Source organism: Nocardioides sp. NPDC057772 (assembly GCF_042798075.1).
Classification (GTDB): domain Bacteria; phylum Actinomycetota; class Actinomycetes; order Propionibacteriales; family Nocardioidaceae; genus Nocardioides.
Map to the genome: position 1 here is coordinate 1 of NZ_JBHVKN010000032.1, position 23,498 is coordinate 23,498.

Consider the following 23,498-nt stretch of genomic DNA (forward strand, 5'->3'; position numbering starts at 1 on the left):
GCCGCTGGCAGCCCGGCCCTCGTCGCGTTGGTCGGTCTGTTCGTCTTGGCGGGTTGCGGCTCGTCGTCGGCCGCCCTGCCCCCGACCGACGGCGTCTTCGACTACCAGCTGGGTGGGCTTGCCGATCGGCTGACCGATGGCACCCTGATCGACGTGGTCGTCCGCGACGCCACCGCCCAACCCCTCGAGGGCGCCTACAACGTCTGCTACGTCAACGGCTTCCAGACCCAGCCCGGCGCCGACTGGTCCGACCATCCGGCGGCGCTGCTCCGCGACGCCTCCGGCGATCCCGTACGCGACCCCGACTGGCCCGACGAGATCATCCTCGACCCCTCCACCGCCTCCGCGCGTGCGGCGATCCTCGAGATGGTCGGTCCGGTCATCGATGGCTGCGCCGAGTCGGGCTTCGACGCCGTCGAGATCGACAACCTCGACACCTGGACCCGCTTCGACTCGATCTCCCGGGAAGACGCCTTCGCCCTGGCCTCGGAGTATGTGACCGCCGCTCATGACCTCGGCCTGGCCATCGCCCAGAAGAACGCCGCCGAAGCCGCCCGCACCGCCCACGACGACCTCGGCTTCGACTTCGCCGTCGTCGAGGAGTGCGGCGCGTACGCGGAGTGCGCCGCCTACACCGACGTCTACGGCGCGCACGTGCTCCAGATCGAGTACCCGGACTCCCTCGCCGAAGCCGGCCACTCCTTCGCTGATGTCTGCGCCGACCCCCGCCGTGCCCCGCTCACCATCCTCCGCGACCGTGATCTCGTGGGGAAGGACGATGCGGCGTACGTCTATGAGGCCTGCTGACATCAGCATCGGCAGGAAACGATCGCAGCTGACTCGACCGTGATTGCATGAGTGCATGACAACCAAACGCGTCATCTCGGGCGCTTCCGCGGGGATGCGCCTGTGACGTTGCCGCCCAACGGCATGCCACCCGATGCCGCGCCCCTCTATGAGTTGCTCCGACGATCCACGGAAGGCACGCCCTACATCGTGGAACCGACCTCGAATGGCTTCGACTTCAAGGTCGACATCGCTGACACCCGATGGTGGGACCTCCTTGGCCGCTCGAGCCTCACCAAGTCGTACGTCCACCACGTGAAGGTCATCGATTCATGCACATACTCGATCACCGACGATCTCCTCACGATCACCTGGAATGTCGGCGTCCCGACCGCGCACTACACATATAAGCGAACGTACGGCCGGAACATATCCATCGGGTTCGGCAAGGCCTACGCGCTCGACGATGACCTGAAGCCCGCCGAGGTCTACAGCTACACGTACAACACCGAGGAGAGCCGATGGATGATCCAGTCCGCCGCTCGATCGCTCGGCATGAAAGAAAAGTGGCCGGCGGCCGCCATCGTCGGCCTTGTCGTCGGCATCATCGGCGGCCTCGGCGCCGTGGTCACTCTCATCACCCTCGGAATCCTTCGTCTATCCAGTTAGGTAGATCGACATGCCCACGCCACTCTCGGAAATGCTGCCGCAGATCGTGACATTGAACGCCCCGGATCCAACCCTTCAACTACTGCGCCCAGCGGAGCCAGATCGTCTGCTGATGGGACATCGCCAAGGTGACCAGCCTCTACCCGACACAGGTGACCCACGCTGACGAGTCCTACCGCCTGACCGCCAATCCCAACGAGCGCACGGGTTCAGGATCCACGGGAGATCTCGAAGCACCGGGAAACGAATCGAGAAGGGATCCTCGTTCGCGATCAGCCGCCGCCGTCGGGAAGGGCGAGCGCCCGACCGACGACGCTGGCCTTGGTAGCGCGCAACTTCATCATCGATTCCAAGGAAAGAAGGTCAAAGCGCCGCTCTTTGAGTGGCTGTATAACCACGGCTGGAATCATCAGGACAGATCGGCACATTCATCACGCAATGATTCGCCCCGGCACAAGTTGAACCCGTGAGCTTTCCAAACTCAAATATCGACTCGCAACACGGAATCCTGAGTCTCTAGCTCACCATTCGGCAATACCGCCCCCTAACGAAAGGATCATCCAGAAGGCGGCGTCCGGGTGCCTGTATGAACGGATCCAACCAGGTTCTTACTTCCGCACTCATCACTAGAGTTGACTATCGGCGTGTGCTTGGCAGGATCATTCGGGTCGACGCACACCCAGATCGGCATACCAGGACTCCAGTACTGGTTCTTCCACCAGTCTTCGCCGTAATAAGTCTCGCCATCAACATTGTAACTATAGACGACTTCATAGACATCGCCATCGCTTCCTCGACTAGCTTCGATCGCGTCCACGACTTTCGCGTCAACCTGAGTTTTTAGGTGACTCGCGTCCGGCGCCGAGTTGAAGAAGAACCAGACCCCCACGGCGAAAACTGCAAAGATGACGCCAATTGCGCAGAGAAAGAACACAACCACCCTCGTCACTCCAGAATCACCTTCCACCCGCAGAATGAACATCTCGCCGATTCCCAAGAGACATTCCCGTTGTTAGTGAGTAGGCGAACTCACGGCCAAGGTCGGTGTCTGGAACCATCGCGTGAACGACAAGCATCCGAGCCTCGTCAGTTGCCACGACGACACGATTGTGAGTGCGGATCCCGCTACGCAGGCCATCGACAACTACGCCGCAGGCCGAACCAGCGCCGAAAACGTTGACTTCGATGTCCTGGACGTAATCGCTATCGACTTCGCGTTCGAAACTGGTGCGCAGACGATCGACTTCCCAATCAAGATGCCGCTTCGCACCAGTCGAGGTGGCGATGCGCGATCTCCGAGTCGCAACCGTCAGGCTGATCAGCGGAATGACGCCATCACCTAGCCATTGCCAGAGCCGCCCATGTGCACCAGGAAACAAGCGGGGCGAACTATCAGGAGCACGCAACGAGATACCCCCCAGGTTTACCTCAACCAAATCACTCCGAATGTGGCTCATCCCTGCTCGCCCCCTCGCAGATCATCAGTAGTGAGGCCCACAAATTTGTTCGATCCAGCAGGCTTGACCCATACCCCATTCGCAGAAGTCACCGATCCACCCGCGTCGATATCGACACCGCCTACTTGGCCAAGGTCAACGTCCACATCCTCGATCACACCAGATGCCTCCGCTACGCTCGTTTGACGTATCACTACCTGCCCGTGATCAAAGGCAAGGTCAGCCGCTCTGTTCATGTCACCACTCTGTGCTGCTCGGACGATTGAGCCGAAGGCAGGGTTGTCTTTGTCAACCTTCAACTGGATGTCGCCCCCAACACCTTCCTTGTGGGAAAATCCAGGAATCTCGTTTGCGATCCGCGCCCCAAGGCTACCGCTAACCGCCCCAGCGACGCTGAATTCTTTGGGCACACGATCCTCGTCGAACTTAATCTCACCTTCGACTTTCGCTCCGGCGGAGATGGTGGGATTGTTCCTATCTCCGAATTCGGTACCCACCTCGGCCTGCACCTTCAGCCCCACCTCGCGTTTAATGATGTCATAGTAAGCGTCGCCTCGCGCTTCACCCTCTAGCTTGAACCCTGGAACGTGAAACTCGCCTCCGGCGCTAGCATATGAACCAACCTTCCAGCTATCTGGATTGTGATCCTTAACGTAATCAATGATGTTCGCTCCAACAGCAGCCGGGACGGATCCGAACTCATAAAACTTAAGATCAAATGCCGCTTCATCCAATCCGCTCAAGAACTTCTCGGCCTCAGCAACGGAGTTGAACGTTAGCCCAACCGTCGAACCCACACCGATACTTGCTTCGGCACTAGCACCAGCTAAGTCCGTCCCACCTTCCACTCCCATTCCAAATCCCGCCTCCAGCGTCAGGTCCATTACGACCTTTCCACTCGCGGTGACAGAGTAGGTGGCCTTCGCCGCGCCTTCGACCTGATATTTCATGAACTCGGCTTCTGCGTTCAGATAGGCAGCTACCGTTTCAACAGCGATCTCATCGCCGATTTTTCGAATGATCTCGCTCTTATCAAGGCCATCCAGCGACGGCGGGAGTTGAGTGATCGCCTCCGCAATACTCCCCGAGCCACCATCGACCTTTCCATCAGCCGCCGCCTTTAATGCAGCCGCGAGGTCAGCATCGGCTTGGTCGGCTTTCTGGAGCGCAGCATCAATGGCGCCTCGAATCTCGTGCATCACCTTCTCGGCCGCTTTCGCCGCGGCCTCATCTGGGTAGGTGTTCCCATCCATGATGACGCCGCTCGCGAGACCTACAGTGAGACCCTCGGAACTGGCGTGATCAAGCGCACGGTTGAGTTCTTTCACAGCCTCATCGAAGAGACCTGCGCACTCGAGCAACGTGACTTGTACGTCGGAAACCTCGGCTGCCATGTCGAGCAACCTCGACCGGAGTCGCTGATGTGCTGTGGTCACGGCCCCAACGTTCGGGGTGTCCCAGGACTCTGGGGGCCTCGCAGCGTTGAGGTCGTCGTCAAGGTCAACGAGGCGCCCGCGCCGATTCGCAAGATACTCAGCGGCCCCCCTCACCTCTGCGGCCTTCCAGTCAAGAAGCTCAGCGATCGTGACCATCATTGGCTCCGGGAAGAGTTGGAAACTGCTGGATCGGAGGTGCGGCCGGGGCTGGCAACCCAATCTGCCGGCGAAACTCTTCGGCCTCCCTTGCGGCCTTCCGATCTTCCGCTTCGTAGTAATCGGCGCACTTGAGGAGAGCGCCGTGGTGTGCCAACGCATCGGTGTGCCAGTCCTTGAATCGAACTGCCCACGCCTCGATCAACCCAGCCGCAGCCGAGGCGCTCTTACTACCAGGCAGCGCGCCAGATAGCGTCTTGAGGCCCTCGCCCGGTCTCGCATCGCCTACGACATCCGCGACGTCAGACATCCGACGCCCCGCCCTCCTGATGTCTTCTGGTATGACTTCGATCGTCATGAGTCCCCCGAGTCCTCGACCCGCTCATCTTGCGGGTCATTTTGCTTTGTACGTCTGATTCAAGCAGCGCTGCGGTGACATGTCCACGGAGTCCGCTCGGCATAACGCTCGGCCTCCATAGGCGACCAGCCAGGGCGGCGCATCCTCCTCATACCCCATTTTTCGAGGTTCAAACACGAGTTGCGATCGCTCCTCGAAACGAGCCGGCGCGACCCACTGCCCGCCACGGCTGCAGACTGATGCGGCACCGACCCCACCACCCGCTAAAGTTCCCCGGAGGACTAGAGCGGCAAGCTCACCCGCAGCATGGTGTCCAGATCCACGACGTAGATCAAGGAAGTCTCGGAATGACCGTCCGAAGGCAGTTGCTACCGGCATGGATGTTGATTACGGCAACTGCGCTTGCTGCATGTGGCAACCAGTCAGGTGGCTCTGCAGCGAGCCGCCCAGATCCTGCCGAGGCCCAGAATCTGGTGTTGGAGACGGCCGAGCTCATCCTGAGCAAGCCTGACTTCGAGGCGGCCTGCGAGAACATCTCCGTCGAGCGTAGGTCCGGGCTCTGCACCGAGGACGTGCGTTCCATGGCACAGCTACATCTGATGGATGAAGGCCTCCCCTTTGACCAGGACGACATCCCTGAGCCCGAGGCGGGAAAGTCTGGTTGCGTAGTGAGATTTGGCGATGGGTCCATGCCGGTGTTCGGCTCGGTTACGGTCGTCTACACCGGATACACATGGGAAATTGACACGATCGAGAACTTGGCCCGACAGCGAGGCGACGCAGCTGGACTCGATTACAAGTGCCCGGAGTAACGGGTGAACGGCGGCTTTCGACGAGAACCAATCCGCTAGAGGCGCGGCGAGGCCCATCCATCCCCCTACCCACCTAGAGCCTGGAGCACGGTCGCCACCGTACCGACCGACCCACCTAGCAATGAGCGCCCACCGGTTCGTCTGCGGACCCTCGATAGGCAGTAGTTGCTGCTGCCCGGCGCGCTTATCTCTCGTGACAACCCTGAGTGATGGTCGTAGCGAGACGCTCATCCAGTGACAATGGCGCTGGCACGACGGATGTGGGTCGCGCCAGCGCCGTGTTCAGCCGAACTATAGTTACTACTTGCGCTTGTCGGTGCCGGATTCATCGCCCTGCGGCGCGTTCCGGACCCACCCGCGGGATGCGTTCGGGTCCAGGACGTCGCTGGCGGTCTCGGTCCAGTCGTCGGTGTAGTCGGCTTCCCACTCTTGGTTCTGGCTGCCGTTCTGATCCCGCTTCTTACCTCCCCGGCCGCCAGCGGCGCCCATCCCACCGCGCCCAGCAGCGCCGGCTCGGGCAGCGCCGCGTCCTCCTGCACCCGTGCCGCGCGTACCGGCTCCAGTGCCTCGCACGCCCGCACCTGTGCCACGAGCACCCGCGGCGCGAGCTCCAGCACCGGCGCCGGCGACTCCCGCACGGGCACCAGCGGCCCCAGCCCTGGCTGCTGCTGTCCTGGCTGCGGCCGACCTGGAGGTCGCTCCCGCAGTCGCTGCCTTCGCAGATGCACCGGCGGCGAACTTGCTGGCGATCGCCTTGGCCACACCCGCACCCAGGAGGGCCCCGCCGCCTGCGAGGGCAAGGGCAGACATGCCGCCGGCACCGCCCGCGAGCGGGGCTAGACCGTCAGCGGTCTCGACCATCGCGTACGAGGTCGCGGGGGCGGGAGTACCGTCGGCATTGATCCACTGGGTGCCGTCCCACTCGGGCTTGTTCTCGGCCTCGTATCCCGCGATGTTCGCCTTCTCCTGCGCGATCAGTTCGTGACCCCAGCCGTCGGGGTAGAGGGTGCCCGAGTTGTATTGCGCCATCCGGCTACGAGCTTGCTGGATGTCGCTGTACGAGCCGCGCTGTGAGCCCGAGGTGCCGGGCGGCATCGGGTCCGAGGCATCGCTGCTGCCATCGTCATAGAGTGCTCTGACCTTCGGCTCAGCCTCGTCTACCGAGTTGTCGACGTCCTGCACATGTTGCGCGGCGATCCGCTCAGCCTCGGCAATCGCGGCCTCTCGGGCTGCATGAGCGGCTCGGTCGGCTTGGAGCGCCTTCTGGTTCTCTGTCGCCTGCGCTCCGTCGACGCCTGTTCCGGACTGGGCGTACTTCGGGTCAGCGGGATCCGGCGCAGCGCCGTGGGAGGCGGGGAGGGTCGCCTCGAGCCTGGCATGCTCACGCATCGCTGCGGTGATCTTTCCTCGTACGTCCTGCAGAGCCCTGACGGCTTCCTTGATGACGTCGCTCTTGTCGGTCGTCTTGTTCCCCGACGTCTCCATGTTTCGGCGCGCGGACTGCCCTGACATCGACGACGACGAGAAACCGTCCTCAGCCTCTTTGCCACTTCGAACCAGCGTGGATCCCGCTGCGCGGAACCGGTCCTCGCTGATCATCCACTTGGAGATGAGAGCATCGATTGCCGTGGGATCTGCCGTCTTCACATAGTCGCCCAGGCGTTGCATCCAAGGTCCGCGCACGGTCATATCGATCCTCCCCGAAGAACTGGTCTTGGGGACCGAATGACCCCCGCCACCCAAGATTAGACAACACGACGGTGCCTAGGTCACCGCTGTGACGGAACTCCTCTAGAGTTCCGAACCATGTGGACGGCTCGGACGATCAAACTCGGCACTCTAGCGGCAGGCCTTGCATTGACCATGGCAGGTTGCGGGTCGAACGAACCTGAGGCGGACCCTGCAGAGTCTGTGAGCGCCAGTGCGTCCTCGGATCCTGGTGCGGACGGTTCGAATGTTCCGTCGGACTGGCAGGTAGCGACTGTTGGCCCTGCTCAACTGCAGATTCCGCCCGACTGGACACTGGAGTCGATCGCCGACCAGCAGCAGACGATGCGTGCACCGAAGGACTCGATCGGTCTGTCGCCGGGTTTCGGCAACATCCTGGCTGACCCGAACGCAGGGGGCGGCGAAGGCGAAGGAGCAGTCGACGAGTGGGCTAAGCTCACGGAGAACGCGCTGATCGACGACGTTCAAAATCTGAAACGGCTGCCGAACGTGACGATCAACGGTGAAGTCTTCTACCACTTCCAGGGTGAGGGGGAGGGCTTCTGGCAGGACCACTACGGCACCGTCGTGCCCGGTGGCGAGGATCGTGTCACCATCACATGGCGCTTCAACCAGGCCGACATCGACCGCAAGGGTGCCGACGCGTTGATCGCTCAGATCATGCCGACGTACAAGGTTCTCTGACCGACCCCGAGGGCCTCAGAAGGGTATCGGGAGCTTCCCGCTGAAGATGACCAGCGGGTTGCTCATCACCGCGAGAGCATCGGCCATCTTCTTCGCGACCATCGCCGCGCCCTCGTCGGTCTGGGTGATGTCGTTGATGGCGTCATCGACCGCGCTGGCGTACTGCTCCAAGCCCTGAACGGTCTCCTTCTTCGCCTGGTTGATGTTCTGGTGACCCTTGATTACGGCGTTGGCGAGCCACTCGCCCTTGGCGGAGCCGCCGAATGCGCTCACCGCTGGCGCGGTCCCGAGGTCAAGGCTCTGCACCAGGTTCTTCTGCTCCTCGAGGTCCCGGTGGACCTTGTTCAGCTTGTCGTAGTCAACGCTGAGCTCGTCGCCGTTCCCCATGTCCGCCCTCCCGAGGCTTCCGATCGCACCCCCGGCGGGTGCCTCAGTAGGAGTAGTACACCACGGGTCACAGGGCGACGGGCAGGGATGCGTAGCCGCGGAGGATGCGGGTGGGGCGGCGTATGCCTTCGCCGGAGACACGGAGAGACGGGAAGCGCTCGAAGAGTAGGCGGAGGCCGACGCGGGCTTCGAGGCGGGCGAGGCTGGCGCCGAGGCAGAAGTGGGCGCCGGCGGAGAAGGAGAGGTGCTGGTCGGCGATGGCCCGGGTGATGTCGTACGTGTCGGGGTCCTCGAACACCGACGGGTCGCGGTTGGCTCCGCCGATGACCACGGCGACGGCGGTTCCCTTCGCGACGTCGACGCCGGACACGCTCGTGGCGGCATAGGCCTCGCGGACGGTGGCCATGACGGGCGGGTCCCAGCGCAGGGTCTCCTCGACGACACCGTCGACCAGGGACAGGTCGGCGAGGAACAGCGCGCGCTGGGAGGGATGGGCATCCAGGGCCGCGACGGCGTTGCCGAGCAGGTTGACGGTGGTCTCGAAGCCGGCTGCCAGCAACAACAACCCGAGGGCGTGGAGCTCGATGTCGTCGAGGTCGCCGGCGATCACCAGGGCGCTGAGGAGGTCGTCGCCGGGGTCGGAGCGGAGGCGGCGTACGTGGGCCTCGAACCAGTGGTGGAGCGACCGCATCGCGGTCTCGACCCGGGAATAGTCCCGCCAGGACAGCCCCGGATCGAGGATCGCGGCGGCCTGGTCGCCCCAGCGCAGGATGTCGGCCCGGTCCGCGGCCGGCACACCGAGCAGCTCGGCGATGACGGCGATCGGGAGCTTCGCGGCGTACTCCTCGATGATGTCGACCCGCCCCTCGCGCGGGTCGAGGTCGTCGAGCAGGTCGCCGGCGACGGCGGTGACCATCTCGGCCATCGAGCTGACTCGGCGGGCGGTGAAGGCCTTCGAGACGTGCTTGCGATAGCGGGTGTGCAGGGGCGGGTCGACCGCGAGCATCGACGGCGGGTCGACCGGGCCCAGGGCGTCGGGGGCGCTCACCTTGCCGAGCAGCCAGCGCAGCGGCACCGGCAGCTCGCCCTGGCCGTCACCGACGCCGAAGTCGCTGCTGCGCAGGATCTCGTTGGCGGCGGCGTACGACACGGTGCCGGCCATGAACGGGTTCAGGTGGAGCGGACCCCGCGCTCGCAGACGGCCGTAGTCCGGCACGTCACGCGACCACATCAGCTCGGCGAGCGGGTCGCCGCGGCGCGATGCGAAGCTGAGTACCGCGCGGTTGATGCCCTGGGAGAGGGCCCAGCGGGCGTACGACCTCGCCCCCTCGATCGGCGACAGCTCAGGCCGAGGCATCGGCCAGCTCCTCGCTGAACTCGTCGGTGCCGATCCGGCCCATCAGCGGTGCCAGGTCGGCCAACAGGTCGGCGAAGGTCGCCTCGTAGTCCTCCTGCGAGAGCGCCGGGTCGAGCTGTGCCTGGAACCGGATCCGCCACCGGTGACGGAGGGCCTGCGCCAGACGTTCCGGGGTGCCGAACGCGTCCGCATAGGCCGGCGACCACGGCAGCCGGCGTGCGAAGCCGGCGCGCAGCTCCGCTTCCGCCTCGTTCAGCAGCCGGTAGCGCTCGTGGGTCTGGCTCCAGGTCATCGTCCTCACCGTCTTCGTTGTCGTTGGGATGATGGTTCGACGCTAGTGATCGGTGGCACCCGGACACATCGCACGCTGGCAGGCACCTGCCTTCCTACCCTGGTAGGAGATCGACCGCCTGCCACGGTCGGATGCGACCCGGGTCACGCGTTCCTAGACTGGACGGCATGAGTGTCCGGAGTCTCGCTCGCGACGTGCGTGATTACCTGGACGGGCGCGTACGCAGCAAGGACCTCGACATCCCCTGGTGGGCGCCGCTGCTGTCCGCCGCCGCACTCCTCGGAGTGGTGACCGTCGCGGTGCTGCAGCGGGAGACCACGGGGCCGATGGTCGTGGCGGGGCTGGTGATCGTCGTGCCCTCGCTGAGCATCTTCTTCGTCCCGACCTCCCGCGACTGGCTCAAGCACAACATGTGGGTCGTCGACCTGGTGCCGACGCTCGCCGGGTCCGCGTGGCTGATGTCTGAGCCGGCGACCGCGTTCTGGCCGCAGCACGACTTCGCCCCTGCGGTGCTGGTCCCGCTCACCCTCGAGATGGTCATCCGCGAGGGCCTCCGCACCGGGACCCTCTACGGGATCGCGTCGGGCGTGGTGATGGGGGTCTTCGCCACGGACACACCCAGCGGCATCGGCGTCCATTTCCTGCTGCTCTTCGTCGGCTGGGTGTGCGGGCTGATGATGCTCGCCCAGATGCGGGCACTGCGCGCCGAGCGGCAGGCCCGGTCGCAGGAGCACGCCCGCGCGACGGAGGCCGAGCGCACCCGGATCGCCCGCGAGATCCACGATCTCGTCGGCCACTCGCTCTCGATCACCCTGCTCCATCTGACCGCGGCGCGACGCTCCGTCGCCGAGGGCGACGACCCGGACGAGGCGGTCTCCGCGCTCACCGAGGCCGAGGCCGTCGGGCGCCGGGCGATGGCCGAGATCCGCCGTACGATCGGGGTGCTGTCGACCTCCGGCGCCGGGACGGCTCCGCTCCCCGGTGCCGCCGACGTGGTCCGGCTCGTCGAGGAGGGTCGCAGCGCAGGGCAGACGATCACGTTCTCGTCCACCGGCGATCTCTCCCGCATCGACGCCGGCGTCGGCCTGGGCATCTACCGGATCCTGCAGGAATCCCTCGCCAACGCCATCCGGCACGCCCCCGGCGCACCGGTCTCGGTCTCGCTGGCGGTCGCGGACGGCGTACGTCTCTCCGTGCAGAACCCGCTCGTCGGCACCCGGCGCGGGGTCGGCGAGGGATCCGGGCTGGCCGGCATGGCAGCTCGTGCCGAGCAGCTCCGCGGCCGGTTGTCGGCAGGAGCCGAGGAATCGATGTGGAAGGTTGACCTCGTGATCCCACCGCACTGTCTCATCCGCAAGGCCCTCGCATGACGCCGGTCAACCCCACCGCCAGCAACGGAGCCCCGCCGATCCGGGTGATCGTGGTCGACGACCAGGAACTCGTACGCAGCGGCCTGCGCCGCATCCTTCGACGGCGCGACGGGATGGAGATCGTCGCCGAGTGCGCGGACGGCTCGGAGGTGGTCGCCGCCCTCGAGGCCAACCCGGCCGACGTCGTGGTCATGGATCTTCGGATGCGGCAGGTCGACGGGATCACCGCGACCGGCCTGGTGCGGGCGCTGCCGGAGGCTCCGCCGGTGCTGGTGCTGACCACGTTCGACGAGGACGAGCTCGTCTCCGGGGCCCTGCGCGCCGGGGCCGCCGGCTTCATCCTCAAGGACTCGCCCGCCGAGGAGCTGGTCATGGCCGTACGCTCCGTCGCGCTCGGCGACGCCTGGCTCGACCCCGCCATCACCGGCCGGGTCCTGGCCACCTACCGTTCCGCGGTCGCTCCGCCGGCATCGAGGGCGGTCGAGGTCTCCGAGCTCACCGACCGCGAGCTCGAGGTGCTCCGCGGCCTCGCCTCCGGCTGGACCAACTCCGAGATCGCCGAGCGGCTCGTCATTTCCGAGCTGACGGTCAAGTCCCACATCGGCCGCATCTTCGCCAAGCTCGACCTCCGCGACCGCGCCGCCGCCATCGTCTTCGCGTACGACCACGGCATCGTCCGGCCGGCGACCTGAGGCGGCGCGTCCTACGTCGTCGTCGCCAGCACCAACGGGCTCACCGAGCCGGCGCCGGCGTCGAGCAGGGCGCGGGCGGCGAGGGTGACGGTCCAGCCGGTCGCGACGCGGTCGTCGACGAGCAGTACGTCGGCACCCGGTGGCACCTCGGCATGGAGCGAGAACCGGCGACCGACGGCGGCGACCCGTTGGGCGGAGTTGGAGGCACCCTGGCCAGGCCCGACCTCGGGGTCGACGATGGCCCACGAGCCGAGGACCGGGACGCGGAGATAGCGCGAGAGACCCTCGGCGAAGTCGCGGGTCAGGGTCGGGCGGGTCGCCGACTCGACGTAGGCGATGCCGGCCACCCGGGGCTTCCAGTCGCCGAGGACCTCGACGACCGCCTTCACCAACGGCACCGGCACCGGGCCGTCCTGGGCGGGCTCACGGAAGAGCTCGCGCAGCGCCTGGCCGTAGCCGAGGTCGGTCAGCCTGGCGACCGCGCGGCCTTCGAGCGGGCCCTCCTTGATCTTGCCTTTGAGCGAGATGCCGAGCCGGTCGAGACCGGTGGGCCACATCTTCTTCGGCTCCACGACCACCCCCGGCCGCGCCAGCCGGGCCGACGCCTCCTCGACAGCGCCTTCGGACACCGTCGAGGTGACCTCGAAGCCACCGCAGTTGTCGCACCGGCCGCAGTCGACGGCGCCGGGATCGTCGAGCTGCTCGCGCAGGAACCGCATCCGGCACCGGTCGGTCGAGATGTAGGCGAGCATCGCGTCCTGCTCGCGGCGCCGAGCCTCCGCGACCCGCGCATACCGCTCCGCGTCATAGTCCCAGGGGACGCCGGTCGCCTCCCAGCCACCGCCGACCCGGCGGGCCGCGCCGTCGACGTCGAGCACCTTGAGCATCTGCTCGAGGCGGGAGCGGGACAGGTCGACGTACGTCTCCAGCGCCTGGGTGGACAGCGCCCGTCCCGCCTCGGAGAGGACTCCCAGGGTCTGGCGCACCTGCTCCTCGGGCGGAAAGGCGAGCGAAGCGAAGTAGGCCCAGATGTCGCGGTCCTCGACGCCCGGGAGCAGCACGACGGAGGCGTCGGAGGTGCCGCGGCCGGCACGGCCGACCTGCTGGTAGTAGGAGACCGGCGAGGAGGGTGCGCCCATGTTGACGACAAACCCGAGCGTCGCGTCGAAGCCCATGCCGAGCGCCGAGGTGGCCACCAGCGCCTTGATCTTCCCGGCGGCCAGCGACTCCTCCAGCTCAGCCCGCTCGGCCGCCTCGGTGCGTCCGGAGTAGGCGGCGACGTCGTGGCCCCGCGAGCGCAGGTAGTCGGCGATCTCCTCGGTCGCGGCGACCGTCAGGCAGTAGACGATGCCCGACCCGGGCTGCTCGGAGAGGTGGTCGGAGAGCCAGGCGAGCCGCTGCTCGGGGGTCTTCAACGAGACCACCGCGAGCCGCAGCGACTCCCGGTCCAACGATCCTCGCAGCACGAGAACCCCCGAACCCATCTGCTCGGCGACGTCCGCGGTCACCCGGGAGTTGGCGGTGGCGGTCGTCGCGAGCACCGGGATCCCCTCGGGGAGGTCGGCCAGCAGCGTACGGATCCGGCGGTAGTCGGGCCGGAAGTCGTGTCCCCAGTCGGAGATGCAGTGGGCCTCGTCGACCACGAGCAGGCCGCACTCGGCGGCCAGCCGGGGCAGCACCGCGTCGCGGAACTTGGGGTTGTTGAGCCGCTCGGGGGAGACCAGCAGGACGTCGACCTCGCCCGCGTGGATGGCCTCCTCGATCGAGACCCAGTCCTCGGGGTTGGTCGAGTTGATCGTCACCGCCCGGATCCCGGCGCGCTGCGCGGCGGCGATCTGGTTGCGCATCAGGGCGAGCAGCGGCGAGACGATCACCGTCGGCCCGAGCCCGGCCTCGCGGAGCAGCAGGGTCGCGACGAAGTAGACCGCCGACTTCCCCCAGCCGGTCTTCTGCACCACCAGCGCCCGACGGCGCTCGACCGCCAGCGCCGAGATCGCCGACCACTGGTCCTCGCGCAGAGCCGCATCCGGGCGCCCCACCAGGGCGCGCAGATGCGCCTCGGCACGTGAACGTACGTCGCCAGCGGGATCAGTCATGACCACCTGTCTATCAGGCACCTCCGACAGAGTGGCCCAGCGCCAACCGCGGCCAGCCCGAGAGGTCAGCCAGCATCTGCCGATCATGAGTCGCCACCACCACGGCCGCAGACGTCGTACGCAAGGCGACGGTCAGCTCGTCGACCAGCCCGGCGGACAGGTGGTTCGTCGGCTCGTCCAGGATCAGCAGGTGCGGCCGCGAGGCCAGCCGCAGCGCCAGGTCGAGCCGCCGCTGCTGCCCCTGGGACAACCGCGCCGCAGGCGTACGCCGCGCCTCGGCGTCCATCAGCCCTGTCGATCGAAGCGAGACGACCGCCCGTTCGGGCACCACCCCGTCGGCGACCAGCCGCCCACAGTGCTGCGCATAGATCTCGGCCGCGGTCAGACCTGGCTCCCAGGCCGGCTCCTCCTGACCGACCAGCTCGACCCGCGCCCCGGGCGAGACCCATACCGATCCCGTCGAAGGAGCGAGCCTGCCACCCAGCGCCTGGAGCAACGTCGACTTGCCCGCTCCGTTCGGGCCGGTGACCAGGAGTCGGTCACCGGCGTCGATCCCGAACGAGATCGGTCCGGGCAGGCGCCCGGGAACACCGACGTCCTCACACCGCAGCAGCGTGCCTCCGACATCGCCGGGGAGCGAGGGGAACCGCAGCGCCATCGGCGGCTCCGGCACGGAGATGCGGTGCGCCTCGAGAGCCGCGAGGTCGCGGTTGAAGGAGCGCACCAGACCGGGAGCGCGGGTCTGCCGCTGGTGCTTCCCGGCCCCCTTGGGCGGGCGCCAGCCCGTGCTCAGCCGGTCCCGGGCCGCCGAGACCGAGTCCTGGAGCCGTCGGTGCTCCTCCTGCTGGGCCGCGAAGTCCTGCTCCCAGCGCTCGCGGTCGCGCCGCCGGCCCTCCTGCCAGCCCTGATACCCGCCGGCGTACGTCCGGGGCCGGCCGTCCTCGCTCGGGTCCAGGTCGAGGAACTCGACGCCGACGTCACGGAGCAGCAGGCGGTCGTGGGAGACCACGACGACCCCGCCGGCATGGGCGCGGATCCGCTCGGACAGGAACGCCAGCCCCGAGGCGTCGAGATGGTTGGTCGGCTCGTCGAGCACGAGGAGGTCGTGGTGCGCGCCGAGCAGGCAGGCCAGCCGCACCCGGTAGCGCTGCCCGACCGACAGCGTCGCCAGCTCCCGACCGTGATCGGTGCATGCGCCGAGCGCCTCCAGCGCGATCTGCACCCGGCGTTCGGCGTCCCAGGCGTCCAGCGCGGTCGCGCGCTCCAGCGCCGCGGCGTACGTCCCCGCGGAGTCCATCGGGTCCTGGGCGAGGGCCTCGGCAGCCTCGTCGAGCGCCCGGAGCGCCTCATCCGACTCGGCCAGTGCGGCGGAGGTGAGGGTGCCGACGGTGTCCCCAGGACGTACGTCCAGTGCTTGATGGGCGATCCCGAGGCTGCCGTGCCGCTGAACATGCCCGGAGTCGGGGACGAGCAGCCCGGCCAGGACGTGGAGGAGTGTGGTCTTGCCGCGGCCGTTCTCGCCGACGACGGCCAGCCGGGACCGGTTGGCCGCGGAGATGGTCAGGGAGACGTGGCGCAGGACGGGGCGGCCGCCACGGGTGACCGAGATGTCCTCGGCGCGCAGGTGGGCAGAGGTGTGGTGGGTCTGTACAGACACGAAAGTGAACTTCCAGCTCGCGTACGGGAGCCGGGAAGCGAGAAGCGGCTACCCGGCTATGGCCGGACAGCGGCGTGAGTATGCCTCGCAGCGCCGCCGTCAGGCGACGGAGCGCAGGCGGATGTAGGCGATACCGGAGTGCATGGCTCCAGGGTAGACAGCGAGGACCCGTCCACGCGAACCGTTATTCACCGCAATGTCCACCGGGCGGGAAAACGACGCCGAGCCGGCGCTGTTGGTCCTCCCCCACGGGGACCCGCAGAACCGGCCCGGCATCTCCAGTATGCGTCCAATCGGCGCACCCGCATAACCACACGCCCGAATTCGTACTTTAGTTACCAAATGCGGTCGACGGCGCCGTCTTCGGAAGGGACGGCGCCGTCGGATGCCGCTCTCAGGTCAGCTCACGGACACCGCGGTCCACGCCGCCTCGACGGCCTTGACCTCGGCACTGGCGGCACCGTAGAGGTCGGACGCCGCCTGCACCGTCGCGTCGCGTGCGCCGGCGTAGTCGGTGGTCGAGGTGAAGTAGGTCGAGTTCGCACGGAACCAGATCTTCTCGGCCTTGTCGCGACCGATGCCGGTGATCGTCGAGCCGTCGCAGGTCGTGCTCGAGTGCTCGACGCCACCGATGGTCTTGGTGCCCGAGCCCTCGGAGAGCAGGTAGAAGAAGTGGTTGCCGACGCCGCTGGAGTAGTGGACGTCGAGGTTGCCGGTCGAGGGGGACCAGCAGTTGACCGAGTTGCCGTCGGCGGACGGGTTGTCCATCCGACGCAGCGGGTCGCCACCGTCGAGGATGAAGGACTCACCGATCAGGTAGTCGCCCTTGTCCTCGGCGTTGTTCGCGTAGAACTCGACCGCCGTCCCGAAGATGTCCGAGGTCGACTCGTTGAGGCCACCGGACTCACCGGAGTACTCCAGGCCGGAGGTGTTCTCGGTGACGCCATGGGTCATCTCGTGGCCGGCGACATCCAGGGACACCAGCGGCCCGTAGCCGACACCGTCGCCGTCGCCGTACGTCATCTTCTCGCCGTCCCAGAAGGCGTTGACGTAGTTCTTGCCGTAGTGGACGCGGTTGAACGAGCCCGAGCCGTCGCCGAAGATGCCGTCGCGGGCATGGACGTTCTTGAAGTAGTCCCAGGTGACGTTGGTGCCGTACTGGGCGTCGGCGGCCGCGGTGTCCCGGTCGGTGTTGGAGCCGTTGCCGAAGGTCGTGGTCGGGCTGGTGACCACGGTGCCGGTGGAACATCCGAACCCGAGGAGCTGGCACAGCAGGCTGTCCTCGGCGTTGTTCATGTCGGTCGTGTAGGTGCCGCCCCGGGTCTCGTCACGCAGCTCGTACGTCGAGCCGTTCTGCTTCACCTGCAGCGGGACGGTGCCGGAGTAGAGGGTGGTGCCCTCGCCGTCGATGGTGTGGATGCCCTCGACGCGACGCAGCACCTTGCCGGTGGCCGCGTCGACATAGGTCGCGAGACGAGACGGCGTGCCGTCGTCCTGCTTGCCCTTGGTGGTCACGCGCCAGGCCAGCGTCGGGGTGCCGTCGACCGCGTCGACGACGAGCTCGGGGGCGTACTTCTTGTCGGCCTTCAGACCGGTGATCGTCTTGGTGACCGCGTCGAGCGTCAGCGCGGCCTTGGTGGCCGCGGCCTCGGTGACGGTCGGCTTCACCGAGAGGTCGAGCACCTTGGTCAGCCCCTGCGAGACGGAGGTCAGGGCGCCGGACCTGCTCCGGTGGGCGACCAGGTCGCCCCCCACGACCTCGAGGCCCTGGTAGGTCCGGTTCATCCGTACGTGGGTGGCCCCGTTGGTGTCCTTCAGGGTCACCACCGGCTCGAGCTCCTGGCCCGCGCCGACCTTCCAGGTCGACGGCTTGCTCGTCAGCGCGCTGATGGCCTCCTTCGCGATCGACTCGTCGTCGACGATCTTCTGGGCGGCCAGGCCGGTCGCCGTGATGCTCGCCGGCGTGATCGTGGAGGCGGTGTCGGCAGGGGTGGCGCCGGCGGGGCTTCCGAAGGAGGCGATGAAGGCAGTTCCTGCAACAGCGGCAGCGGTCGCTGCTCCCGCTACTCGGACGATACGCATCGTGGGGTTCTCCTCGATTGTGGGGGCCAGGATTGACGGAATCCTTGCACCAGAATCGATAGCGCGGAGAAACAATTTCCTGCAATGCGAATTTGTGAAGATGCCTTCCCGCGTAACTCCTTTACGTTGTTACCGAATATTCACCGATACCCCTACCCGCACGGGTCACCAGATCCGCACGCGCTCCTCCGGATCGAGCCAGAGACCGTCGCCCGGAGCGGTGCCGAAGACCTCGTGGAACTCGTCGAGGTTGCGCGCGATGTTGGCGCGGAACTCCGGCGGGCTGTGCGGGTCGATCGTGAGGTACTGCTGGGCCTGCTCCTTGCGGCGCACCGTACGCCACACGTAGGCCCAGTTGAGGAAGAGCCGCTGCCGGTCACCGACACTGGCGGCGCCGCCGGTCGCGAGCATGTAGGCGGTGTGCGCGATCGTCAGCCCGCCCAGGTCGCCGATGTTCTCGCCGACGGTCAGCGCGCCGTTGACGAACTCGCCGGGCAGGTCGCGCGGGGAGAGCTTGGAATACTGCTCGATCAGCGCCTTGGTCTTCACCTCGAAGGCCGCCTTGTCCTCCGGCGACCACCAGTCCTGCATGTTGCCGTCGCCGTCGAACTGCGCGCCCTGGTCGTCGAACCCGTGGCCGACCTCGTGGCCGATCACCGCGCCGATGCCGCCGTAGTTCTCCGCCGGGTGGGCGTCCTTGTCGAAGAAGGGCCGCTGCAGGATCCCGGCCGGGAAGCAGATCTCGTTGGTGCCGGGGTTGTAGTAGGCGTTGACCGTCTGCGGCAGCATGAACCACTCGTCGCGGTCCACGGGACCGCCGAGCTTGCCGAGCTGCCGGTCGGTCTCGAAGATGCTCGCCGCGGAGACGTTGCCGATCAGGTCGTCCTTGCTGATCTGCAGCGCCGAGTAGTCGCGCCACTTGTTCGGGTAGCCGATCTTGGGCGTGAACTTGTCGAGCTTCTCGTAGGCCTTCTCCTTGGTCTCCTCGCCCATCCAGTCGAGCTCGGAGATCGACTTGCGGTAGGCCTCCAGGAGGTTGTGGACCAGCTCGTCCATCTGCGCCTTCGCCTCCGGCGGGAAGTGGCGAGCGGCGTACTCCTTGCCGACCGCCTCCCCGATCGCGCCCTCGACCAGCGCGACCCCGCGCTTCCAGCGTTCCCGCAGCTCAGGGGTGCCGTTGAGGGTGCGGCCGTAGAAGTCGAAGTTGGTCTGGACGAAGTCGTCGGTCAGGTAGGGCGCGGCCCAGCGCAGCACGTGGAAGTAGAGCCACAGCTTCCAGTCGTCGATGTCGACCTCGCCGAGCACGGTGGAGAGGTGGGCGAAGTAGGACGGCTGCCGCACGACCACCTCACCGAGCACCGCCTCGGTGGTCAGCTTCGAGCCGGAGAGGTTGCGGATGTAGGCGTCCCAGTTGAAGTTGGGGGCGAGCTCGCGCAGCTCGGCGAGGGTCAGCAGGTTGTAGGTCTTCTGCTTGTCGCGGGTCTCCTCGCGCGCCCAGTGGCCCTCGGCCAGGCGGGTGTCGATCCGGATGATCGTCTCCGCGGCCGCACTCGGGTCAGGGTGCTCGGCGAGCGCGTAGAGCCGCTCGAGGTAGCCCTGGTACTTCCCGAGGACCTCGGCGAACTTCTCGTCGAAGTAGTAGTCCTTGTCGGGCAGCCCGAGGCCGCCCTGGAGCAGGTTGAAGATGTAGCGGTCGGACTGCTTGTCGTCGTTGTCGACGTAGGACCCGAACAGCCCGTGGCCGCCGATCCGCTCGACCTCACCCAGGAACGCCGCCAGGTCGTCCGCGTCGCGGAGCCCGTCCACAGCGGCCCTCAGGCCATCCAGCGGACGTACGCCGCGGGCAGCCACCGCCTCCTCGTCCATGAAGCTCGCGAAGAGGTCACCGATCTTCTGGGCGTCGCTGCCGGGCTCACCGCCCGATGCCGCGAGCTCCTCGATGATCGCGCGTACGTCCTTCTCGGCCTGGTCGGCCAGCATCACGAACGGCCCCCAGCTGGACCGGTCGGCCGGAATCTCGACCTCTCGGAGCCAGGTGCCGTTGACGAACCCGAACAGGTCGTCCTGCGGTCGGATGCTGTCGTCCATGCCCGGGCGGGCGTCATCAAGGATCGTCACAGCCCCCAGCGTAGATGCGACCCCCCAAGCGGCCGGGCAACAACCCCGGGGTTAGCCAGGTTTGACGATCCTGTTCATCTCGAAGTGCATCGGGTCGGTCCACTTCCAGTTGCCGCCCCAGGTGAAGCCCCAGCGCTCGAAGATGGAGACGACGGTGCGGTCCATCTCGCCGACGGTGCCGCGCTGGTTGCCGGCGGTGTTGAGGTCGACGGCGGTGCCGAAGGCGTGGTTGGAGAGCTGGGTGGTGTTGGCGATGAACCGGGGGTAGTAGCAGCCGGCGTACTGGGACGGGTCGATCTTCCTGGCCAGGCCACGGTCGACGACCTCCTGCAGCGCGGCGCGCAGCTGCGGGATCATCACCTTGTTGCAGGTCACCGAGCCGAGGATCGGCACCTGCGCGGTCACGATGTGTGATCTGACCCAGCTCGCGGCGGGGGTGATGGTGCCGTCGCCGTTGGCGCGGTAGGTGTAGTTGCCGACCGCTTCGGCGACGGTGCCGACGACGTACGCCTTCTGGGGTGCGTTGGGGTCGAGGCCGGCGCGGGCGACGACGTCGAGGCGCTGCACCGAGGCGTCCGAGCCGACGACCTTCTGGATCGGCGCGACGACCCGGTTGGGGGCGATGGCGGCGGTGGAGACGATGAGCGCGTTGCCCTTCTCCATGCCCATCTCCTCGCCCCACTTGTGGTTGACCACGGCGGCGGCGAGGCCTGGCGGCTGGGGAGCGTAGGCGCCGACGTGGACCTTCGTCGCGTCCTTCTTGGACCCCAGCTGAACGAACCCGTCCTTGTCGGCAGGAAGCTCGTCTTGGCGCTCGGGATCGATCGCGACCTCACCGCCGGCGACACGCTGCCAGACCTCGTCGGAGTCGGCGCTCTGGAAGGGGGCGAAGTTGCGGTAGGTCGACGGGTCGACCGCGACCACCTTCACCAGCCGTCCCTCGACGCTGACCTGGGCCATCGAGATCTGCTCGACACCGGAGACCCCGTCGAGCCCACGGATCTTCTTGACGTCGCTGGAGGAGAGGGTGTCCTCGGAGAGGATCAGCAGGTCGGTGGAGTGCAGCGTGCCCTCGCGCTTGCCGGGCATCTCCACGGCGTGCGAGGGGTCGGCGACCGGACTCTCGTCCTTCGCCGTCTCGCTGGCGCTCGGGCTGCCGCTGGGGGCGGAGGCCGGCGCCGACGGCTCCCCCGCACAGGCTGCCAGGGTCACCACGAGCACCGCCCCGACCGCCGCGGTCGCTCTCAACGAGACCTGTCGCATCCATCTACCTCCCCGCAGGAAGGTTAGGCGAGGGTTGGTGACCACCCAACTCACGGGTAACTCAGGCAAGGACCCGGGACACCAGCCACAAGATGTCGTCGGCGGTCTCGTCAGGTGACTTGGTGGGCTGCATGACGTGGCTGAGCACGACTCGCACGATCGTCTCGATGGCGACATCCGCCTGATGGTCGCTCAGACCGTGGTCGAACCTCTTGATGTGCTCGTGGATGATCTCGGTGGCGTAGCCGAGGAGCCCCTCGCTGTGGCTGGTCAGGTAGGGCAGCAGCTCGGTGTCCGCACCGTGGGTCGCCGAGACGACCGCATGCAGCAGCTTGTTGTCCTGGGCACGGTCGAGCACGCCGTACGTCGCCTGGCGGATCGCCAGCATGAAGTCGTCCTCCTCGTCGAAGGCCGCGCTCACGACGGCGAGGAACTGCTCGAGCTCGCGCAGGATCAGCGACTTGGCCAGCGCCGGTTTGGCGCCGATGTCGTTGTAGACGGTCTGCCGGCTGATCCCGCACCGCTCCGCGATGCGGGACATCGTCACGCTCGCCCACCCGGTCTCGGTCGTCATCTCGACGGCAGCGTCGAGGATCCGCTGACGGGTGGATTCTGGTACGCCGGCCGACATGGGCCGAGAGTCTAGTGCGCCCGGCCCCTAGGGCTCGACCGAGTTCGACGCCAGTGGCACGAAGTCGATCTTCTCCCGGACACCGCAGTCCGGACAGCACCAGTCGTCGGGGACGTCCGCCCAGGCGGTGCCGGCCGCGAAGCCCTCCGCCTCGTTGCCCTCCTCGACGCGGTAGGTGTAGCCGCACCCGGGGCAGCGCGCGGCCAGCACCTCGGCCGCGATGACCTGCGCGACGGTGTCGTCGCCGGCCTCGGCGCGGTCGGCGGCAGGCGGCGGATACTTCGCCAGGATCATGTCCCGCTTGCGCGGCAGGATGTTGGCTCGGGACATGTCTCCGTCGAAGTGCGCCAGCACCCGGGGGTCCATCACCCGGCGCCACACCGGCGGCAGGATCGCGAGCAGGATCATCCCGGCGTAGCCGGTCGGCAGCACCGGCGACTCCTTGTAGTCGCGCAACGTCTGGTAGCGACGTACGGGATTGGCGTGGTGGTCGCTGTGACGCTGCAAGTGGTAGAGCAGCACGTTGGTGGCGATGTTGTTGGAGTTCCACGAGTGGCTGGGGTCGACGCGCTCGTAGCGCCTGCCCACGCGTTGCCGCAGCATGCCGTAGTGCTCCATGTAGTTGATCACCTCGAGCAGCGAGAACCCGACCACCGCCTGGATCAGCAGGAACGGGATCACCGCCGGCCCGAGCCACACGATCAGGGCGCCCCAGAGCACCGCGGACATCAGCCAAGCGTTGAGTACGTCGTTGCCGAGTCGGAACGGATGCTGGCCGCGGCGGGCGTACCTCTTCTTCTCCAGCCGCCACGCGCTCTTCAGCGATCCCGAGACCGTGCGCGGCCAGAAGGCGTAGAAGGACTCGCCGACCTTGGCCGAGGCCGGGTCCTCGGGGGTGGCGACGCGGACGTGGTGGCCGCGGTTGTGCTCGATGTAGAAGTGGCCGTAGAAGCTCTGGGCGAGCGCGACCTTGGAGAGCCAGCGCTCCACGTCCTCGCGCTTGTGACCGAGCTCGTGCGCGGTGTTGATGCCGATGCCACCGATGCAGCCGATCGAGATGGCCATCCCGATCCGGTCGAGCATGCTCAACGTGTGGCCGTCGAAGGCGCCGTGGGCGGCGATGGCCATGCCGCCGATGAAGACGGCGTACTGCAGCGGGAGATAGGAGTAGACGATCCAGCGGTAGTACCTGTCGTTCTCCAGCGCCTCGATCATGTCGTCGGGCGGGTTGGACTGGTCGAGCCCCGCGAACAGGTCGATCGCCGGCACCACGATGAGGATGATGATCGGTCCGGTCCACAGGAACGCGCTGATGTCGGTGAGGTGCCAACCGCCGATCGCGACGAAGCCGAGAATCGGAACCACCAGACCCAGCAGCCACAGATAGCGCTTCTTGTCGCGCCACTGCTCGGTCGAACCGTCGGGCACGGTGCTGTTGGCCATCTCCATCGTCGGCCCCCTTTGACA

Annotated in this window: 21 protein-coding genes; 7 read left to right on the forward strand and 14 right to left on the reverse strand. The window is 66.9% G+C overall.

All coding sequences use genetic code 11. The features are described from left to right. Both ACFVJS_RS08340 and ACFVJS_RS08345 read left to right on the forward strand, forming a co-directional pair. A partial coding sequence (locus ACFVJS_RS08340) for an endo alpha-1,4 polygalactosaminidase (protein ID WP_378878426.1) occupies nt 1–807 on the forward strand: 807 nt, incomplete at its 5' end. 102 nt (nt 808–909) lie between these two features. Then, nucleotides 910–1,455 carry a hypothetical protein gene (locus tag ACFVJS_RS08345; protein WP_378878427.1) on the forward strand — a complete coding sequence of 182 codons (546 nt, stop codon included), beginning with the start codon at nt 910–912 and terminating at the stop codon, nt 1,453–1,455. Nucleotides 1,456–2,011: 556 nt separating this feature from the next. Here the strand turns inward: ACFVJS_RS08345 and ACFVJS_RS08350 are convergent. Beyond that, a complete protein-coding gene (locus ACFVJS_RS08350; RefSeq protein ID WP_378878428.1) occupies nt 2,012–2,437 on the reverse strand; it encodes a hypothetical protein in 426 nt (141 codons plus the stop codon). A 79-nt stretch (nt 2,438–2,516) separates the two neighbouring features. Here ACFVJS_RS08350 and ACFVJS_RS08355 point away from each other — a divergent pair, with 79 nt between their 5' ends. Further along, complete coding sequence (locus ACFVJS_RS08355) at nt 2,517–2,798, forward strand: hypothetical protein (protein ID WP_378878429.1); 282 nt, start codon at nt 2,517–2,519, stop codon at nt 2,796–2,798. Between the two features lie 110 nt (nt 2,799–2,908). On the opposite strand, the gene ACFVJS_RS08360 is transcribed toward ACFVJS_RS08355, so the two are convergent. Then, nucleotides 2,909–4,504 (reverse strand): hypothetical protein, encoded by a 1,596-nt coding sequence (locus tag ACFVJS_RS08360; protein ID WP_378878430.1) that lies wholly within the window; start codon nt 4,502–4,504, stop codon nt 2,909–2,911. Then, complete coding sequence (locus ACFVJS_RS08365) at nt 4,488–4,862, reverse strand: hypothetical protein (RefSeq protein WP_378878431.1); 375 nt, start codon at nt 4,860–4,862, stop codon at nt 4,488–4,490. The genes ACFVJS_RS08360 and ACFVJS_RS08365 overlap by 17 nt, the downstream gene beginning before the upstream one ends. Nucleotides 4,863–5,338: 476 nt before the next feature. Here ACFVJS_RS08365 and ACFVJS_RS08370 point away from each other — a divergent pair, with 476 nt between their 5' ends. Continuing rightward, nucleotides 5,339–5,674, forward strand: coding sequence for a hypothetical protein (locus ACFVJS_RS08370; protein WP_378878432.1), 336 nt, complete (start codon nt 5,339–5,341; stop codon nt 5,672–5,674). A gap of 300 nt (nt 5,675–5,974) precedes the next feature. Here ACFVJS_RS08370 and ACFVJS_RS08375 read toward each other — a convergent pair whose 3' ends face one another. Beyond that, entirely contained in the window at nt 5,975–7,159 is a 1,185-nt protein-coding gene (locus ACFVJS_RS08375) for a hypothetical protein (RefSeq protein ID WP_378878433.1), read from the reverse strand. 426 nt (nt 7,160–7,585) lie between these two features. Between ACFVJS_RS08375 and ACFVJS_RS08380 the strand changes: the two genes are divergently transcribed. Continuing rightward, nucleotides 7,586–8,086, forward strand: coding sequence for a hypothetical protein (locus tag ACFVJS_RS08380; RefSeq protein WP_378878434.1), 501 nt, complete (start codon nt 7,586–7,588; stop codon nt 8,084–8,086). Between the two features lie 15 nt (nt 8,087–8,101). On the opposite strand, the gene ACFVJS_RS08385 is transcribed toward ACFVJS_RS08380, so the two are convergent. The 3 genes from ACFVJS_RS08385 to ACFVJS_RS08395 form a co-directional block, all read right to left on the reverse strand. After that, nucleotides 8,102–8,473 (reverse strand): hypothetical protein, encoded by a 372-nt coding sequence (locus tag ACFVJS_RS08385; RefSeq protein WP_378878435.1) that lies wholly within the window; start codon nt 8,471–8,473, stop codon nt 8,102–8,104. Nucleotides 8,474–8,540: 67 nt separating this feature from the next. After that, nucleotides 8,541–9,830: a cytochrome P450 gene (locus tag ACFVJS_RS08390; RefSeq protein ID WP_378878436.1), complete on the reverse strand. Its 1,290-nt coding sequence runs from the start codon at nt 9,828–9,830 to the stop codon at nt 8,541–8,543. After that, entirely contained in the window at nt 9,817–10,122 is a 306-nt protein-coding gene (locus ACFVJS_RS08395; RefSeq protein ID WP_378878437.1) for a hypothetical protein, read from the reverse strand. The genes ACFVJS_RS08390 and ACFVJS_RS08395 overlap by 14 nt, the downstream gene beginning before the upstream one ends. Nucleotides 10,123–10,289: 167 nt before the next feature. Here ACFVJS_RS08395 and ACFVJS_RS08400 point away from each other — a divergent pair, with 167 nt between their 5' ends. Both ACFVJS_RS08400 and ACFVJS_RS08405 read left to right on the forward strand, forming a co-directional pair. After that, a complete protein-coding gene (locus ACFVJS_RS08400; protein ID WP_378878438.1) occupies nt 10,290–11,492 on the forward strand; it encodes a sensor histidine kinase in 1,203 nt (400 codons plus the stop codon). Beyond that, nucleotides 11,489–12,184 carry a response regulator gene (locus tag ACFVJS_RS08405; RefSeq protein ID WP_378878439.1) on the forward strand — a complete coding sequence of 232 codons (696 nt, stop codon included), beginning with the start codon at nt 11,489–11,491 and terminating at the stop codon, nt 12,182–12,184. The genes ACFVJS_RS08400 and ACFVJS_RS08405 overlap by 4 nt, the downstream gene beginning before the upstream one ends. 11 nt (nt 12,185–12,195) lie before the next feature. On the opposite strand, the gene ACFVJS_RS08410 is transcribed toward ACFVJS_RS08405, so the two are convergent. From ACFVJS_RS08410 to ACFVJS_RS08440, 7 genes are all read right to left on the reverse strand, one after another. Then, the gene (locus tag ACFVJS_RS08410; RefSeq protein ID WP_378878440.1) at nt 12,196–14,280 is read right to left on the reverse strand and encodes a DEAD/DEAH box helicase; all 2,085 of its coding nucleotides are present in this window, start codon (nt 14,278–14,280) and stop codon (nt 12,196–12,198) included. A gap of 13 nt (nt 14,281–14,293) precedes the next feature. Further along, entirely contained in the window at nt 14,294–15,937 is a 1,644-nt protein-coding gene (locus tag ACFVJS_RS08415; protein ID WP_378878441.1) for an ABC-F family ATP-binding cassette domain-containing protein, read from the reverse strand. A 399-nt stretch (nt 15,938–16,336) separates the two neighbouring features. Continuing rightward, nucleotides 16,337–18,019 (reverse strand): M4 family metallopeptidase, encoded by a 1,683-nt coding sequence (locus tag ACFVJS_RS08420; RefSeq protein ID WP_378878442.1) that lies wholly within the window; start codon nt 18,017–18,019, stop codon nt 16,337–16,339. A gap of 165 nt (nt 18,020–18,184) precedes the next feature. Next, nucleotides 18,185–20,137 (reverse strand): M13 family metallopeptidase, encoded by a 1,953-nt coding sequence (locus ACFVJS_RS08425; protein ID WP_378878443.1) that lies wholly within the window; start codon nt 20,135–20,137, stop codon nt 18,185–18,187. Between the two features lie 51 nt (nt 20,138–20,188). Beyond that, nucleotides 20,189–21,400: a M15 family metallopeptidase gene (locus tag ACFVJS_RS08430; protein WP_378878444.1), complete on the reverse strand. Its 1,212-nt coding sequence runs from the start codon at nt 21,398–21,400 to the stop codon at nt 20,189–20,191. Between the two features lie 61 nt (nt 21,401–21,461). Further along, nucleotides 21,462–22,031 (reverse strand): TetR family transcriptional regulator, encoded by a 570-nt coding sequence (locus ACFVJS_RS08435; RefSeq protein ID WP_378878445.1) that lies wholly within the window; start codon nt 22,029–22,031, stop codon nt 21,462–21,464. A gap of 27 nt (nt 22,032–22,058) precedes the next feature. Further along, nucleotides 22,059–23,480 carry a fatty acid desaturase gene (locus tag ACFVJS_RS08440; RefSeq protein ID WP_378878446.1) on the reverse strand — a complete coding sequence of 474 codons (1,422 nt, stop codon included), beginning with the start codon at nt 23,478–23,480 and terminating at the stop codon, nt 22,059–22,061. Nucleotides 23,481–23,498 lie beyond the last annotated feature (18 nt).

Coding starts and splice junctions, on each gene's coding strand:
- ACFVJS_RS08435 (WP_378878445.1), bottom strand. CDS start 22,031: ATGTCGGCCGGCGTACCAGAATCCACCCGTCAGCGGATCCTCGACGCT.
- ACFVJS_RS08400 (WP_378878438.1), top strand. CDS start 10,290: ATGAGTGTCCGGAGTCTCGCTCGCGACGTGCGTGATTACCTGGACGGG.
- ACFVJS_RS08360 (WP_378878430.1), bottom strand. CDS start 4,504: ATGGTCACGATCGCTGAGCTTCTTGACTGGAAGGCCGCAGAGGTGAGG.
- ACFVJS_RS08385 (WP_378878435.1), bottom strand. CDS start 8,473: ATGGGGAACGGCGACGAGCTCAGCGTTGACTACGACAAGCTGAACAAG.
- ACFVJS_RS08395 (WP_378878437.1), bottom strand. CDS start 10,122: ATGACCTGGAGCCAGACCCACGAGCGCTACCGGCTGCTGAACGAGGCG.
- ACFVJS_RS08390 (WP_378878436.1), bottom strand. CDS start 9,830: ATGCCTCGGCCTGAGCTGTCGCCGATCGAGGGGGCGAGGTCGTACGCC.
- ACFVJS_RS08440 (WP_378878446.1), bottom strand. CDS start 23,480: ATGGAGATGGCCAACAGCACCGTGCCCGACGGTTCGACCGAGCAGTGG.
- ACFVJS_RS08375 (WP_378878433.1), bottom strand. CDS start 7,159: ATGGAGACGTCGGGGAACAAGACGACCGACAAGAGCGACGTCATCAAG.
- ACFVJS_RS08430 (WP_378878444.1), bottom strand. CDS start 21,400: ATGCGACAGGTCTCGTTGAGAGCGACCGCGGCGGTCGGGGCGGTGCTC.
- ACFVJS_RS08365 (WP_378878431.1), bottom strand. CDS start 4,862: ATGACGATCGAAGTCATACCAGAAGACATCAGGAGGGCGGGGCGTCGG.
- ACFVJS_RS08350 (WP_378878428.1), bottom strand. CDS start 2,437: ATGTTCATTCTGCGGGTGGAAGGTGATTCTGGAGTGACGAGGGTGGTT.
- ACFVJS_RS08410 (WP_378878440.1), bottom strand. CDS start 14,280: ATGACTGATCCCGCTGGCGACGTACGTTCACGTGCCGAGGCGCATCTG.
- ACFVJS_RS08420 (WP_378878442.1), bottom strand. CDS start 18,019: ATGCGTATCGTCCGAGTAGCGGGAGCAGCGACCGCTGCCGCTGTTGCA.
- ACFVJS_RS08405 (WP_378878439.1), top strand. CDS start 11,489: ATGACGCCGGTCAACCCCACCGCCAGCAACGGAGCCCCGCCGATCCGG.